The sequence below is a fragment of the Mycobacterium sp. 050134 genome, assembly GCF_036409085.1.
GTDB lineage: Bacteria > Actinomycetota > Actinomycetes > Mycobacteriales > Mycobacteriaceae > Mycobacterium.
Window position 1 is genome coordinate 23,045 of the sequence record NZ_JAZGLV010000016.1, and the last position, 14,348, is coordinate 37,392.

Genomic DNA, 14,348 nt, shown 5'->3' on the forward strand with positions numbered 1-14,348 from the left:
CGGCGATCAGGTGCCATAGATCATCCACAGCGGCAGAACGGAGTCGAGGTAGTCCATGAACTTCTTCAGGCCGACCCGGAATTGCCCGTAGCCGAACGGGTCTTCGGCGTACTCCGGGAAGGCGATGCCAAGGCCGAACAGGCCGGGCGCGATGATTCCGTTGATCCGGTTGTAACCCAGCTCACCCCACTGGGGCGTCGCGGGGAGTTTCCTGCGCTCGAAGCCGACGGTGTAGACGACGCGGTCGCACACGTCGAGCGTCGCCGCGAAGTCCGGGCCTGAGACCCAGCACCTCTCCAACCGGTCCGGGTACACCCCGTCGATGTTCTCGCGAGCCCACTGTGCCGCCCGGCCCTTGAGGCCGGTGTCGTCGAAGAGGATCCAATCATCCAGATAGACGGCGTATTTGAGGGGGCTGCGGTAGAAGTTGATCACCTTGGCGACCGGTTGGCGCAGCAGGTTCGGCAGCACGATCATCGACGAGTGCGACGAGCCGAAGACTGCCACCGTCGCACCGTGCAGCGGCTGCTCCGCGAGCCTTTCAGGGTCGAGGGCGATCTCCACGGGGATCTCGGTCAGATGCGGATACGAGAGACGCTTGGGGACGGCGCCGACGGCCAACACCACGTTTTTCGAAAAGACTTCTCGCAGCCCGGTTTCGATTCGCCAGCGTCGTCTCTCCAGGAAGAGGGCGGTCGCCGTCGTCTCATGGATCTGCACCCGTTCGCGCAGGTGCCCGGTGACCCAGTCGAGGGGCTCGGCCACCAAGGCCAGGGCGCACGTCTCGTCGGGGTCGACCTCCCCCAGCGGCATGGGCGGCGCCTCGTCGTACCTGAACGCCGCCGAGCCATGCAGGAAGCTCAGGAAGGTCCCGGCGACGGTGTTGCTCGACACCGACCGCCACTTCCGGCCGAGGTCACCCGCCGCGAAGGCGGGGTCGATCCAGGCGATCTCGTCGGGGGCGATCCCGCGGTCGAGGAGCCTGCCCACCCCGGCGATTCCCGCGGGCCCGGCCCCCACCACCGTCCACTCGTAGGGCGTCACCTAACTAGATATAGAGCAGCGAGCGGGCGGGCGCTTGCCACGTGGTCCCGCCTACACCAGCCAGGCCGCGGCGTCCGGGGGAAGTTGGCCGTCGCTGAGCGGCGCGCTGGCCGCGATCACGTCGCCCGGCGGCAGCGGGATCGGGTGGGTGCCCGCGTTCAGCGCGCAGACGAGACCGCCGCCGCGTCGCCGGAACACCAACGCCCCGGCCGGTGCGGCCAGCCAGTCGATCTCGCCGCCGTCGAATTCCGGCTTTTCCTTGTGTAATTGGATGATGCGCCGGAAGAAGGACAGCGTCGAACCGGCGTCGGCGTCCTGCTTCTCGATGGTCAGCGCCGCCCACTCGGCCGGCATGGGCAGCCAGGTGTCGGGATTGGCCGAGAAGCCGAAGGGCGGCTCGTCGCCCGACCAGGGGAGCGGGACCCTGCAGCCGTCGCGGCCACGTTCGGTGTGTCCCGACCGTTCCCACGTCGGGTCCTGCAGCACCTCGTCGGGCAGGTCGACGTCGGCCAGGCCCAACTCCTCGCCGTTGTAGATGAACACCGCGCCCGGCAGCGCGAGCATCACCATCGCCATGGCCCGCGCCCGGCGCAGCCCGATCTCGCCGCCGCCGTACCGGGTGACCTCCCGCCCCACGTCGTGGTTGGACAGCGTCCACGTCGGGGTGGCGTCGACGATCGCCGCGGCCGCCAGCGAGTTCTGTACCGCGTCGTGGATCTCGTCGGCGTCGAAATCGGTTCGGGTGAGGCGGAAGTTGAACCCCAGGTGCAGCTCGTCGGGCCGCAGGTACTCGGCCCACCGGTGATTGTCGGTGACCCACACCTCGCCGACGGTCACCGCGCCCGGGTAATCGTTGACGACCGTGCGGATGTCGCGGTGGATCGCGTGCACGTTCGGGTTGTTGAAGCGCGGGTCGTCGTCGGTGTGGCGCAACACCGTGCTGTTGTCCGTCGAGTCCGGCAGGCCCGCCGGCTTGGCCATCCCGTGCGCCACGTCGATGCGGAACCCGTCGACGCCGCGCTCCAGCCAGAACCGCAGCGTCTTCTCGAAGTCGTCGAACACCTCGCGGTTGTCCCAGTTGAGGTCGGGCTGCTCGGTGTCGAAGAGGTGCAGGTACCACTGGCCGGGGTTGCCGTCCGGCTCGGTGACCCGCGTCCAGGCCGGCCCGCCGAACACCGACTCCCAGTTGTTCGGCGGCAACTCCCCGCGGGGGCCCCGCCCGTCGCGGAAGAAGTAGCGGTCGCGCGCCTCGGTGCCGGGTCCCGCGGCGAGCGCCGCCTGGAACCAGGGGTGCTGGGAACTGGTGTGGTTGGGGACCACGTCCATGGTGACCTTGATGCCCCGCTTGTGCGCAGCGGCGACCAGCCGCTCGAACGCGGCCAGCCCCCCGAAGAGCGGGTCGATGTCGCGCGGGTCGGCGACGTCATAGCCGTGGTCGGCCATCGGCGACACCGTGACCGGGTTGATCCAGATGGCGTCGACGCCGAGCCGGTCCAGGTAGTCCAGCCCGGCGGCCAAACCGTCCAGGTCGCCGACGCCGTCACCGTCACTGTCGGCGAACGACCGCGGATAGACCTGGTAGAAGACCGCGTCCGACCACCAGGCCATGGGGTCCGCCATCACAGCGCCGCATTCACGAGGGAGTGGGCGGCCATCTCGAGGTAGTCGAGCAGCTGGCGCCGGTGCTCGTCGTCGAGGGTCCGCGAGTCGATCGAGGCGACCGCTGTGTGCATGCACCGCAGCCAGGCGTCGCGCTCGAGGGGGGTGATCCGGAACGGCATGTGGCGCATCCTCAGGCGCGGGTGGCCACGCTGGTCCGAATAGGTCCGCGGGCCGCCCCAGTACTGCTCGAGGAACATGCGGAGCCGGTCCTCGGCGCCCGCGAGGTCGTCCTCGGGGTAGATCCGCCGCAATATCTCGTCCTCAGCGACCTGCGCGTAGAAGCGGGACACGATCGCGTTGAAGGTTTCGGCGCCGCCGACAGCGTCGTAGAAAGTCTCTTGCTCCATCGCCCTCCATTGTGGTGCATCGCCGGGGCAGCAAACCGCGGCGGGCCGAAGCTGCGCCGGGTGTTCACCGTTTCGACACGGCGCGCACCTGCGATAGGCGTGCGGTTGGCGGCGAATCGTGGTGGACTGTCCACGGAGGATCTATGGCGCAGGGCAAGAGACGCCGCAGCCACCGCAGTTCCGGTGCCGCGGCAGGGTTAACCGGGCCCCCAACCGCGTCGGCCCTGCACAGCGTCGAAAGCTATCCCCGCGCCGACACGCACCCGCTTACGCGGAGCGACACCGCCTCGATCTGGAGTCGCCGACGGGTGCTGCTGCTGAATTCCACCTACGAGCCGCTGACCGCGCTGCCGATGCGGCGCGCCATCGTGATGGTGATCTGCGGCAAGGCCGACGTGGTGCACCACGACCCGGCCGGCCCCATGATCCATTCGGCGAGCAGGTCCATCGTGATGCCGTCGGTGATCCAGCTCCGGACATATGTGCGGGTGCCCTACCGCGCTCGCGTCCCGATGACCCGCGCCGCGCTCATGCACCGCGACCGGTTCTGCTGCGCCTACTGCGGAGCCAAGGCCGACACCATCGACCACGTGGTGCCCCGCAGCCGCGGCGGCGACCACTCGTGGGAGAACTGCGTCGCGTGCTGCTCGACCTGCAACCACCGCAAGGGCGACAAGCTGCTCGCCGAGCTCGGCTGGGCGCTGCGCCGCACGCCGCTGCCCCCGACCGGGCAGCACTGGCGGCTGCTGTCGACGGTCAAGGAGCTCGATCCTGCCTGGGCCCGGTATCTCGGCGAAGGCGCGGCATAAGCCGATCACGTGTATCGGTGGCGCATCCCGTGGGATACCGTTTGCGTCGTGAGCATGCTGGAGATCCACCTGTATTTCATCGGCATCCCGTTGCTGCTGGTGGTCGTGCTGGCGGGGCTGACCTTGTCCCGCAAGGGGCCGCACCCCGCGACCTACAAGCTGGGCGAAAAGTGGACACACCCGCCGATCCTCTGGGCCGCGGTCGACGAGGACGTGGGCCATGCGCACGGCGGACACGGCACGTCTGAGTTCTCGGTTGGAGGTGGCGCCAGTGGCAAGTGGTGAGGTCGCAACGGTCGACCCGGCGGAGCTGCCGAAGGGTTCGGTGATCACCGCCAGCGGACGGATCTCGGGCGTCACCGAGCCCGGCGAGCTGTCGGTGCACTACCCGTTCCCGATCAAGGACCTGGTGGCCATCGACGACGCGTTGAAGTACGGGTCGCGGGCGTCGCGCGCCCGGTTCGCCGTGTATCTGGGCGACCTCGGCGCCGACACCGCCGCCCGCGCGCGCGAGCTGCTCGCTCGGGTGCCCACGCCCGACGACGCCGTGCTGCTCGCGGTCTCGCCCGATCAGCGCGCCATCGAGGTGGTCTACGGCTCCGCGGTGCGCGGCCGTGGCGCCGAGTCGGCGGCGCCGCTTGGGGTGGCCGCCGCGTCGGCGTCCTTCGAGCGCGGTGACCTGGTCGACGGGCTGGTCAGCGCGATCCGCGTGATGAGCGCCGCGATCTCGCCGGCCTGATTGCTGGGCGCTTACGGCGCTAGGGCGCTTACGGCGTCGAGCCTGCGCTGATGGCGTGATTTGACGTCATTCGCGCGCGGAGCGCAGTTTCGACGCGCTGAGCGCAGGCTCGCTACTCGGTGGTGTCGAACTTGCGGGCGCGCAGCGACCGCTTCACCCCGGCCTGCCCCTCGAGCACCAGGCGCCGCAACGCCGGCGGCACCTCCGATTCGGGGGCGGACAGGAACTCGTCCGCCGCGGCGACGGCTTCCTCGCTGACGTCCCAGTGCGGGTACAGGCCGATGACCACGGTCTGGGCGACCTCACTGGACCGCCGCGTCCAGACGCCGGGGATCGCCTCGAAGTAGCGGGCGGTGAACGGCTTGAGCAGCTCGTGCTGACCGGGGGCCGCGATGCCCCCGATGATCGACCGTGCGGTGATGTTCGGCACGGTGTCGTCCTCGACCACCGTCGCCCACGCCTGCTCCTTGACCGCAGCCTGCGGCCGTGCCGCCGCGGCCTGGGCGCCGTGTCGCTTGCCCGCCGCGGTCGGGTCGCGCTCCACCTCGGCATCAATGAACGGCGCCGCCGTCCCGTCGGCGTCGATGTGTCCGGCGGTGGCCAGCGCGGTGACGACGCGCCAGCGCAGGTCGGTGTCGACCACCAGCCCGGCCAGCCCCGACTCCGCGGGGTCGTGGTCGAGCAGGTCGGCCAGCGCCACGACGTGGCGGGTCGACAGCACCGACGAGCACAGCGTGTTGACGAACGCCAGCTGGTGATCGGACCCGGGCTCCGCGGCGCGCGCCAGCTCCATCAGCCGGTCGGCGAATTCCGGCCAGCCGCGCTCGCGGGCCCAGGCGGGGTCCGCGTAGGAGCCCAGCGCCGTCTGCGCCTGAAGCAGCAGCCGCTGCGCCACGCCCACCTCGGTTTCGGCCTGCACCCCGCCCGACACCAGCGCGACGAAGTCGCGGGCCCGCAGCTCGGCCGCGCGGGTCATCTCCCAGGCCGCCGACCACACCAACGAGCGCGGCAGCGGTTCGGCGATGTCGGCGATGCGCCGAAGCGCGGTCAGCAGCGACTCCGAATCCAGGCGCAGCGAGCAATACGTGAAGTCGTCGTCATTCACCAGCACCAACTGGCCGCGCGAAACCCCTACCAGCGCAGGGACTTCCGTGACGGACCCCTCGACGTCGAGTTCCTCCCGGTGCACCCGCACGAGCTTGCCGGACGCGTCGTCGTCGTAAATCCCCACCGCGAGCCGATGCGTGCGCGTCTCACCGGCGCCCGGTTCCGCGCCGCTCTGCGTCACGGCGAACCGGGTGAACCTGCCCTCGGCATCGACGTCGAACTCTGGGCGCAGGGTGTTCAGCCCGGTGGTCTTCAGCCACTGCCGGCCCCAGTCGGACAGGTCGCGCCCGGACGCCTTCTCCAGCGCCGCGACCAAGTCGTCGAACGTGGCGTTGCCGAACGCGTGGGCGCGGAAGTAGTCCCGCAGTCCGGCCAGGAAGTGTTCCAGCCCGACGTACGCCACCAACTGCTTGAGGACGGACGCGCCCTTGGCGTAGGTGATGCCGTCGAAGTTGACCTCCACCGCGTGCAGGTCGGGGATGTCGGCGGCGATCGGATGGGTGGACGGCAGCTGGTCCTGGCGGTACGCCCAGGATTTCTCGACCGTCGCGAAAGTGGTCCAGGCTTCGGTGAATTCGGTCGCCTCGGCCTGACACAGCACCGACGCGAAGGTGGCGAACGATTCGTTGAGCCACAGGTCGTCCCACCACCTCATGGTGACGAGGTCGCCGAACCACATGTGCGCCATCTCGTGCAGCACGGTCTCGGCGCGCCGTTCGTAGGAGGCCCGGGTGACCTTGCTGCGGAAGACATAGTCCTCCAGGAACGTGACCGCGCCCGCGTTTTCCATTGCGCCGGCGTTGAATTCGGGCACGAACAGCTGGTCGTACTTGCCGAACGCGTACGGCAGGCCGAAATTCTTGTGGTAGAAGCCGAAGCCCTGTTTGGTCTGGGTGAAGAGCCGCTCGGCGTCCATGAACGGGGCCAGCGAGGCCCGGCAGTAGATGCCCAGCGGGATCTCGCCATGCTCGTCGACGTAGGAGTCCTTCCACCGCTCATAGGGTCCGGCGATCAGGGCGACGAGGTAGGTGCTCATCCGGGGCGTGGTGGCGAACGTGTGCACAGCGGCCCCGCCCGACTCCGAGACCGACACGGTGGCGCCGTTGGACACCACCTTCCAGTGCGTGGGTGCGGTCACCGTGATGTCGAACGTCGCCTTGAGATCGGGTTGGTCGAAGCAGGCGAACATCCGCTTGGCGTCGGCGGTTTCGAACTGCGAGTACAGATAGGTCTCGGCGTCCACCGGGTCGAGAAACAGATGCAGGCCCTCGCCAGCGTTGGAGTAGCGGCCGTCGGCGTCGACGACGACGACGTTGTGCTCCTCGAGCCCGCGCAGCGGAATCCCGGTCGACTCGTCGTACCCCGACACGTCGAGCTCGCGGCCGTTGAGCGTGGCGCTGCGCACGGTGTCGGCGGCGAGGTCGATGACCGTGTCGGCGCCGGGGAGCGCGTCGAACGTGACGGTCGTCGTCGAGCGGAAGGCTCGCTTGCCGGAAGCTCCGCCATTGCAGTCGGTGACGTCGAGATCGATCCGGTAGCTGTCCACGGTGATCAGGGCCGCGCGTTCGACGGCCTGGTCCCGGGTGAGGTTAGGAAGGGCCACGCGTCCAACTTACGTGCTGTGTGCGCGGTTCTCGCGCACGGCGGGAACACCCGCGGCGAGCCTACGGTTGTGGTGGACGGTGTCTTGACCGACGAAAGGACTGCGCGATGCCCGAAAACGCTACCGGGAAAAACCAAGCCGACTTCTGGTTCGATCCGCTGTGCCCGTGGTGCTGGATCACGTCGCGCTGGATCCTCGAGGTCGAGAAGGTCCGCGACATCGAAGTGCATTTCCACGTCATGAGCCTGGCCATCCTCAACGAGAACCGCGAAGGCCTCCCCGACAAGTACCGCGAAATGATGAAGCACGCCTGGGGGCCGGTGCGGGTGGCGATCGCCGCCGAGCAGGCCCACGGCGCCAGCGTGCTGGCGCCGCTGTACACCGCCATGGGCACCCGGATCCACAACGAGGACAACAAGAACCTCGAAGAGGTCATCAAGCTGTCGCTCGCCGACGCCGGGCTGCCGGCGGAGCTGGCCCAGGCCGCGACCAGCGACGCCTATGACGACGCGCTGCGCAAAAGCCACCACGCCGGTATGGACGCAGTCGGCGACGACGTCGGCACCCCCACCATCCACGTCAACGGTGTGGCGTTCTTTGGTCCCGTGATCTCGAAGATCCCCCGCGGCGAGGAGGCCGGCAAGCTGTGGGACGCCTCGGTGACCTTCGCCTCGTACCCGCACTTCTTCGAGCTCAAGCGGACCCGCACCGAGCCGCCGCAGTTCGACTGATTCCTCGGGCGCGGCTCGCGGCATGCAAAGATGTCGGGCATGCGCGTCTACCTGGGTTCAGACCACGCCGGATTCGAGCTCAAGCAGCAGATCATCGAGCACCTGAAGCGAACCGGGCATGAGCCCATCGATTGCGGCGCGTTCGGTTACGACGCCGAGGACGATTACCCGGCTTTCTGCATCGCCGCGGCCACCCGCACGGTGGCCGACCCGGAGAGCCTCGGCATCGTGCTGGGCGGCTCGGGCAATGGGGAGCAGATCGCGGCCAACAAGGTGCCGGGGGCGCGGTGTGCGCTGGCGTGGAGCGTCGAGACGGCGAGCCTGGCCAGGCAGCACAACAACGCGCAGCTGATCGGAATCGGTGGTCGCATGCACACCGTCGAGGAGGCACTGTCATTCGTTGACGCCTTCCTCACCACGCCGTGGTCGGAAGCCGAACGGCACCAACGCCGGATCGACATCCTCAGCGAGTACGAGCGCACGCATCAGGCGCCGCCGGTCCCCGGCGCCCCGGCCTGACACATGCCGGAGGGGCATACGCTGCATCGGCTGGCCCGGCTGCACCAGCGCCGGTTCGCCGGCGCGCCGGTCGCGGTGTCCAGCCCGCAGGGTCGATTCGACGGTGACGCGGTGGACGGCCGGGTGCTGACGCGGACCAGCGCCTGGGGCAAGCACCTCTTCCACCACTACGCCGGCGGGCCGATCGTGCACGTGCACCTCGGCCTGTACGGGGCATTCACCGAGTGGCCGCGCGACGACGGTGCGGTGCTCCCCGAACCCGTCGGGCAGGTGCGGATGCGGATCGTCGGCGCCGACCACGGCACCGACCTGCGCGGGCCGACGGTGTGCGAAGTCGTGGACGAGGCCCAAGTCAGCGACGTGCTGGCCCGGCTGGGTCCCGACCCGCTGCGCCGCGACGCCGATCCGTCGTGGGCCTGGACGCGAATCACGAAGTCGCGCAGGCCGATCGGCGCGCTCCTGATGGACCAGACCGTCATGGCGGGCGTGGGCAATGTCTACCGCAGCGAGTTGCTGTTCCGCCATCGAATAGACCCGTATCGGCCGGGCCGGGACGTGGGCGAGGCGGAGTTCGGTGCGGCCTGGACCGACCTGGTTGCGCTGATGAAGGTCGGTTTGCGGCGCGGCAAGATCGTCGTGGTGGAACCCGAGCACGACCACGGCCCGCCGTCGTACCTGCCCGGCCGGCCCCGGACCTATGTGTACCGGCGACCGGGGGAGCCCTGCCGGGTCTGTGGGGGGCCGATCAGCACCGCGGTGCTGGAGGGCCGCAACGTGTTCTGGTGCCCGACGTGCCAGAAGTGATGACCACCTCACCGGCGGCTCCGCGGGTTTAGCGAAGGTCCCCGCCGGGGTATCGAAATTTCGTGAGAACGCTTCCACGTTTGGCCGCAACGGCTGTGGCAATCGGCGGGCTGGGATTGGCGGGCTTGGGCATCGCCCCGCAGACGCAGGCCCAGCCGGGTCCGTTCCCGCAATGGTGCCCAGGCGAGTTCTGGGACCCGGGTTGGGGGAACAACTGGGACTGGAACAGCTGCCATGACTGGCGCGGGGGACCGCCGCCACCGCCTCCGGGGTGGGGTGGCCCGCCGCGTCCGGGCGGCCCGTGGGGCCCGCCCGGACTGCCGCCGCCCGGGTGGCACCCCTGATCGAACGCGCCCTGCCATCCGGCAGGGCGCGCCATTTGGGGGGTGCTATCGAGGAACGACCCCCAGCGCCGCATACACCTCGCTGCTGAGGGCGACGCTGCGCGGGTCGGCGTTGGCCTTGGTGGCGTCGAAGCGGTTCATCACGTACGCGTAGCCGATCCGGTGTTCCAGGTCGACGAAGCCGAACGAGCCGCCCAGGCCGCCGTGGCCGAAGATGCCGGGATTGGGTCCGTTGACGCACCGTTGGTTGAGCATGTAGCCGAGGCCCCAGCCATGGTCGGCCACCCGCGGACCGAGCACCAGGTCGGGCTCGAAACCGCCCTGGCACACCCGCACGCGGTCCATGTGTTCGCGGCTGAGCAGCTTCTCCTGCGCGAGCGCGTTGTAGAACGTCGAGAGCCCGAGAGCCGAGACCTGGCCGTTGGTGCCGGGGAACTCGAGTTGGCGCCACAGTTGCAGGTCGTGGGAGCTCAGCTCGTCGTCGCCCGCGAAGCCCATCGAGATCGACAGCCCGGCCTTGGGGTGCTCGTCGAGGCTGGTCGGGTAGCCGGGGGCCTGGGCGTCGGCCAGGAGGTCCCGCGCGTGCGGCTTGTTCACCCGGTCGGCGCAGCGCCGCTGCTGGGCTGCGCACAACCCGATGTGGACGTCGGCGCCGATCGGTTCGGCGATCTCGGTGCGCAGGTAGTGCCCGACCGTTCGACCCGTGACCCGGCGGAAGACCTCGCCGAGAATGAAGCCGAACGTGGTCATGTGGTAGCCCTGGGCGGTGTTCGGCCGCCACCATGGCTCGGCGTCGGCCAGCTGCTCGCACACGAAGTCCCAGTCGGCGACGTCCTCCCAGCGCATCCGCCTGTTCGGCCCGATCACGCCGGACCGGTGACCCATGACCATCGCCAGGGTGATGTCTTCCTTGCCGGCACGCCCGAACTCCGGCCAATAGCGCGCCACCGGCGCGTGCAGGTCCACCTCGCCACGGTCCGCCAACTGATGGACGCAGGTGGCGGTCAGCGCCTTGGTGCCGGAAAGCACGGTGGTGAGGGTGTCCTGCCGCCACGGCCGGGTGCGCGCGGCGTCGGCGCTGCCGCCCCACAGGTTGACCACCAGGGTGCCGTCCACCCACACCGCGACCGCCGCGCCGACCTCCCGGCGGAGCGCGAAATTGCGCTCGAAGGCCTCGCGCACGCCGGCGAACTCGGATGTGCATGAGCCGTGGATTGTGGTGCTCGTCTCCGCGGTCGGGTTGGCGTCGATCATGGCGCCTTTCTATCGAGCAGACACTTAGCTCCGAGCGGGCGACGGGAATCGAACCCGCGTAGCTAGTTTGGAAGACTAGGGCTCTACCATTGAGCTACGCCCGCATGTGTTAGTCGAGCGTGACTGTAGCTGCCGGCGAAGATCAAATCTAATCGACGCGGTCTTGTGATCGCCCCGTGAGGTCCTCGCGGTCGGGGCAAAGCCGGTGGCCAGCCCCGTACCGGGGCGCCGTAGGATCGCGAGGTCAGTGCGGGGTGTAGCGCAGCTTGGTAGCGCATCCGCTTTGGGAGCGGAAGGCCGCAGGTTCAAATCCTGTCACCCCGACCAGCACTGTGCCGCAGACACGGCCACCAGAACCGACCACCGAGGAGCACACCCGTGAAGAGCAGCGTCGAGCAGTTGAGCCCTACCAGGGTGCGGATCAACGTGGAGGTGCCGTTCACCGAGCTCGAGCCCGAGTTCAAGCGGGCCTACAAGGAACTCGCCAAGCAGATCCGGCTGCCCGGTTTCCGGCCGGGGAAGGCGCCGGCGAAGTTGCTGGAGGCCCGCATCGGCCGGGAGGCGATGCTGGACCAGGTCGTCAACGAGGCGCTGCCCGCCCGCTACGGGCAGGCCGTCGCGGAATCGGCAGTCCAGCCGATCGGTCAGCCGGAGATCGAGGTCACCAACAAGGAGTACGGGCAGGACCTTGCCTTCACCGCCGAGGTCGACATCCGCCCGAAGATCATCTTCCCGCCGCTGAGCGAGTTGAAGGTCACGGTGGACCCCATCGGGGTCGATGACGAGGACGTCGAGGCCGAGTTGCAGTCCCTGCGGCAGCGGTTCGGCACCCTCACCGGAGTCGAGCGACCGGTCGCCGACGGTGACTTCGTCTCGATCGACCTGTCCGCCACCGTCGACGGCGAGGAGGTGCCCGGTGCGGCCGCGGAGGGGCTGTCCCACGAGGTCGGCTCCGGCCGCCTCATCGCGGGCCTCGACGAGGCGCTCATCGGGTTGTCCGTCGACGAGTCCCGCGAATTCACCGCGAAGCTGGCGACCGGTGAGCACGCCGGCCAGGACGCGCAGGTGACGGTCACGGTCAAATCAATCAAGCAACGGGAACTTCCGGAGCCCGACGACGAATTCGCCCAACTGGCAAGCGAATTCGACACCATCGAGGAGCTACGGGCCAACCTGCGCGACCAGGTGGCGCGGGTCAAGCGTGGCGAGCAGGCCGAGGCGATCCGCGAGGCGACGCTCGACGCCCTGCTCGAACTGGTGGAGGTGCCGTTGCCCGAGGCCGTCGTGCAGGCCCAGTTCGAGGGCACGTTGCACAACGCGCTGCACACCCTGGACCACGACGAGGCCAAGTTCGAGGAGGCCCTCGCCGGCCAGGGCAAGTCGCGGGAGGAGTTCGAGACCGAGGCGCGCGCCGCGGCGGAGGCCGACGTCAAGCGGCAGCTGCTGCTCGACTCGCTGGCCGACGAGCTTAAGGTCCAGGTCGGTCAGGCAGACCTGACGGAACGATTGATCATGACGTCCCGGCAGTACGGCATCGAGCCGCAGCAGCTCTTTGGCTACCTGCAGGAGAACAACCAGCTGCCGGCCATGTTCTCCGATGTGCGGCGCGGCCTGGCCATCGCCGCGGCGGTCGAGTCGGCTACGGTCACCGACACTGCCGGGAACACGATCGACACGAGTGAGTTCTTCGGCAAGCGCCCCGAGGTCGACGAGGCCGAGCCGGTGGGCGAGGCTGAGGAAGCGGACGAGGCCGACGAGGCGGGCGCCGAGGACGAGGCCGACGCGGCGGAATGACGCGCCGTGACGCTGTGAGCGAACGAGCCCACATCAGACCAAGCGCGGACCGCCAAACCAGGGCTCGGTTGGTTAGGGTCGGTGCATACGGAACTTCGAGAAAGCAGGTACCTCAGTCGTGACTGACATGCGTTCGCCCTCGCAGGGGCTCACTCTCACGGACTCGGTCTATGAGCGCTTGCTGTCCGAGCGCATCATCTTCCTGGGCTCTGAGGTCAACGACGAAGTCGCCAACCGGCTGTGCGCGCAGATCCTGCTGCTCGCCGCCGAGGACGCCGAGAAAGACATCTCGCTGTACATCAACTCCCCGGGCGGATCGATCAGCGCCGGCATGGCGATCTACGACACCATGGTGCTCGCGCCCTGCGACATCGCCACCTACGCGATGGGCATGGCCGCGTCGATGGGCGAGTTCCTCCTCGCGGCGGGCACCAAGGGCAAGCGCTACGCGCTGCCGCACGCCCGCATCCTGATGCACCAGCCGCTGGGCGGCGTGACCGGCAGCGCGGCCGACATCGCGATTCAGGCCGAGCAGTTCCACGTCATCAAGAAGGAGATGTTCCGGCTCAACGCCGAGTTCACCGGGCAGTCGATCGAACGCATCGAGGCGGACTCCGACCGCGACCGCTGGTTCACCGCCCCGGAGGCCCTGGAATACGGGTTCGTCGACCACATCATCACCCGCGCCGCCCACATCACCAACGGAGAAGCCCAGTGAATCCTCTCGACCCCCGGACCCAGCCCCAGGCGCGTTACATCCTGCCGTCGTTCATCGAGCACTCGAGCTTCGGCGTCAAGGAGTCCAACCCCTACAACAAGCTGTTCGAGGAGCGCATCATCTTCCTCGGCGTCCAGGTGGATGACGCCTCGGCGAACGACATCATGGCGCAATTGCTCGTTTTGGAGTCGCTGGACCCCGACCGCGACATCACCATGTACATCAACTCGCCCGGCGGCGGGTTCACGTCGCTGATGGCGATCTACGACACCATGCAGTACGTGCGCGCCGACATCCAGACGGTGTGCCTGGGTCAGGCCGCGTCGGCCGCGGCGGTGCTGCTGGCCGCGGGCACCCCGGGCAAGCGGATGGCGCTGCCCAACGCGCGGGTGCTGATCCACCAGCCCTCGCTGTCGGGGGTCATCCAGGGCCAGTTCTCCGACTTGGAGATTCAGGCCGCCGAGATCGAGCGGATGCGGACTTTGATGGAGACGACGCTGGCCCGCCACACCGGCAAGGATGCCGCGACGATCCGCAAGGACACCGACCGGGACAAGATCCTGACGGCCGAGGAGGCCAAGGACTACGGGATCATCGACACCGTGCTCGAGTACCGGAAGCTTTCCGCTCAGACCGCGTAGTTCTCGCGTTCACGCGCCGAGCGTGCACTCACTGCGGTTTTTCCGGCGATTTTTCGCCGTGACTACACGCTCGGTGAACGCGGCGATGTCCGCCGGGCCCACCCGGCAGCACCCGGCGATGATTCACGCCCCCGCCGCCGCCCACTGCGCCCGGGCCTACCCGCCCGCGGCCGTCCCGCCCCGGCCGCGACGGACGGGCCGTAGCGTCCGCGGTACTCCGACCCGTCGGCCA

Annotated in this window: 15 protein-coding genes and 2 tRNA genes; 11 read left to right on the forward strand and 6 right to left on the reverse strand. The window is 68.9% G+C overall.

Annotation, left to right across the window (positions count from 1 at the left end):
- Window positions 1-6: 6 nt before the first annotated feature.
- The 3 genes from SKC42_RS19240 to SKC42_RS19250 form a co-directional block, all read right to left on the reverse strand.
- Entirely contained in the window at window positions 7-1,023 is a 1,017-nt protein-coding gene (locus SKC42_RS19240) for a pyridine nucleotide-disulfide oxidoreductase (protein WP_330965955.1), read from the reverse strand.
- A gap of 72 nt (window positions 1,024-1,095) precedes the next feature.
- Window positions 1,096-2,664, reverse strand: coding sequence for a glycoside hydrolase family 13 protein (locus tag SKC42_RS19245; protein ID WP_330965872.1), 1,569 nt, complete (start codon window positions 2,662-2,664; stop codon window positions 1,096-1,098).
- On the reverse strand, window positions 2,664-3,053 hold the full coding sequence (locus SKC42_RS19250) for a globin (RefSeq protein WP_330965873.1): 390 nt from the start codon (window positions 3,051-3,053) through the stop codon (window positions 2,664-2,666). The genes SKC42_RS19245 and SKC42_RS19250 overlap by 1 nt, the downstream gene beginning before the upstream one ends.
- 143 nt (window positions 3,054-3,196) lie before the next feature.
- On the opposite strand from SKC42_RS19250, the gene SKC42_RS19255 reads away from it, so the two are divergent.
- From SKC42_RS19255 to SKC42_RS19265, 3 genes are read left to right on the forward strand one after another with little or no spacing between them, the layout of a single operon-like run.
- A complete protein-coding gene (locus SKC42_RS19255; protein WP_330965874.1) occupies window positions 3,197-3,862 on the forward strand; it encodes an HNH endonuclease in 666 nt (221 codons plus the stop codon).
- Between the two features lie 57 nt (window positions 3,863-3,919).
- The gene (gene ctaJ / locus SKC42_RS19260) at window positions 3,920-4,147 is read left to right on the forward strand and encodes an aa3-type cytochrome oxidase subunit CtaJ (protein WP_330965956.1); all 228 of its coding nucleotides are present in this window, start codon (window positions 3,920-3,922) and stop codon (window positions 4,145-4,147) included.
- Complete coding sequence (locus tag SKC42_RS19265; RefSeq protein ID WP_330965875.1) at window positions 4,134-4,601, forward strand: DUF5130 domain-containing protein; 468 nt, start codon at window positions 4,134-4,136, stop codon at window positions 4,599-4,601. Before ctaJ ends, SKC42_RS19265 begins: the two co-directional genes overlap by 14 nt.
- Before the next feature lie 112 nt (window positions 4,602-4,713).
- On the opposite strand, the gene pepN is transcribed toward SKC42_RS19265, so the two are convergent.
- Window positions 4,714-7,311, reverse strand: a complete 2,598-nt coding sequence (gene pepN, locus SKC42_RS19270; protein WP_330965876.1) for an aminopeptidase N — start codon at window positions 7,309-7,311, stop codon at window positions 4,714-4,716.
- 107 nt (window positions 7,312-7,418) lie between these two features.
- Here pepN and SKC42_RS19275 point away from each other — a divergent pair, with 107 nt between their 5' ends.
- The 4 genes from SKC42_RS19275 to SKC42_RS19290 all read left to right on the forward strand — a co-directional run bounded on the left by SKC42_RS19275 (window position 7,419) and on the right by SKC42_RS19290 (window position 9,709).
- The gene (locus SKC42_RS19275; RefSeq protein WP_330965877.1) at window positions 7,419-8,042 is read left to right on the forward strand and encodes an Rv2466c family mycothiol-dependent reductase; all 624 of its coding nucleotides are present in this window, start codon (window positions 7,419-7,421) and stop codon (window positions 8,040-8,042) included.
- Window positions 8,043-8,081: 39 nt separating this feature from the next.
- The gene (locus SKC42_RS19280) at window positions 8,082-8,561 is read left to right on the forward strand and encodes a ribose-5-phosphate isomerase (protein ID WP_330965878.1); all 480 of its coding nucleotides are present in this window, start codon (window positions 8,082-8,084) and stop codon (window positions 8,559-8,561) included.
- Window positions 8,562-8,564: 3 nt separating this feature from the next.
- The gene (locus tag SKC42_RS19285) at window positions 8,565-9,365 is read left to right on the forward strand and encodes an Fpg/Nei family DNA glycosylase (RefSeq protein ID WP_330965879.1); all 801 of its coding nucleotides are present in this window, start codon (window positions 8,565-8,567) and stop codon (window positions 9,363-9,365) included.
- 80 nt (window positions 9,366-9,445) lie between these two features.
- Window positions 9,446-9,709, forward strand: a complete 264-nt coding sequence (locus tag SKC42_RS19290; protein ID WP_330965880.1) for a hypothetical protein — start codon at window positions 9,446-9,448, stop codon at window positions 9,707-9,709.
- Window positions 9,710-9,754: 45 nt separating this feature from the next.
- Here the strand turns inward: SKC42_RS19290 and SKC42_RS19295 are convergent, their stop codons facing one another.
- Both SKC42_RS19295 and SKC42_RS19300 read right to left on the reverse strand, forming a co-directional pair.
- The gene (locus SKC42_RS19295) at window positions 9,755-10,963 is read right to left on the reverse strand and encodes a serine hydrolase domain-containing protein (RefSeq protein WP_330965881.1); all 1,209 of its coding nucleotides are present in this window, start codon (window positions 10,961-10,963) and stop codon (window positions 9,755-9,757) included.
- A gap of 33 nt (window positions 10,964-10,996) precedes the next feature.
- Window positions 10,997-11,067, reverse strand: a tRNA-Gly gene (locus SKC42_RS19300).
- Between the two features lie 146 nt (window positions 11,068-11,213).
- Here SKC42_RS19300 and SKC42_RS19305 point away from each other — a divergent pair.
- The 4 genes from SKC42_RS19305 to clpP2 all read left to right on the forward strand — a co-directional run bounded on the left by SKC42_RS19305 (window position 11,214) and on the right by clpP2 (window position 14,116).
- Window positions 11,214-11,290: transfer RNA gene (locus SKC42_RS19305), tRNA-Pro, on the forward strand.
- A gap of 51 nt (window positions 11,291-11,341) precedes the next feature.
- Entirely contained in the window at window positions 11,342-12,757 is a 1,416-nt protein-coding gene (tig, locus tag SKC42_RS19310; RefSeq protein WP_330965882.1) for a trigger factor, read from the forward strand.
- A gap of 127 nt (window positions 12,758-12,884) precedes the next feature.
- Complete coding sequence (gene clpP1 / locus SKC42_RS19315) at window positions 12,885-13,475, forward strand: ATP-dependent CLP protease proteolytic subunit ClpP1 (RefSeq protein WP_085254965.1); 591 nt, start codon at window positions 12,885-12,887, stop codon at window positions 13,473-13,475.
- Complete coding sequence (clpP2, locus tag SKC42_RS19320; protein ID WP_330965883.1) at window positions 13,472-14,116, forward strand: ATP-dependent CLP protease proteolytic subunit ClpP2; 645 nt, start codon at window positions 13,472-13,474, stop codon at window positions 14,114-14,116. Before clpP1 ends, clpP2 begins: the two co-directional genes overlap by 4 nt.
- Window positions 14,117-14,348 lie beyond the last annotated feature (232 nt).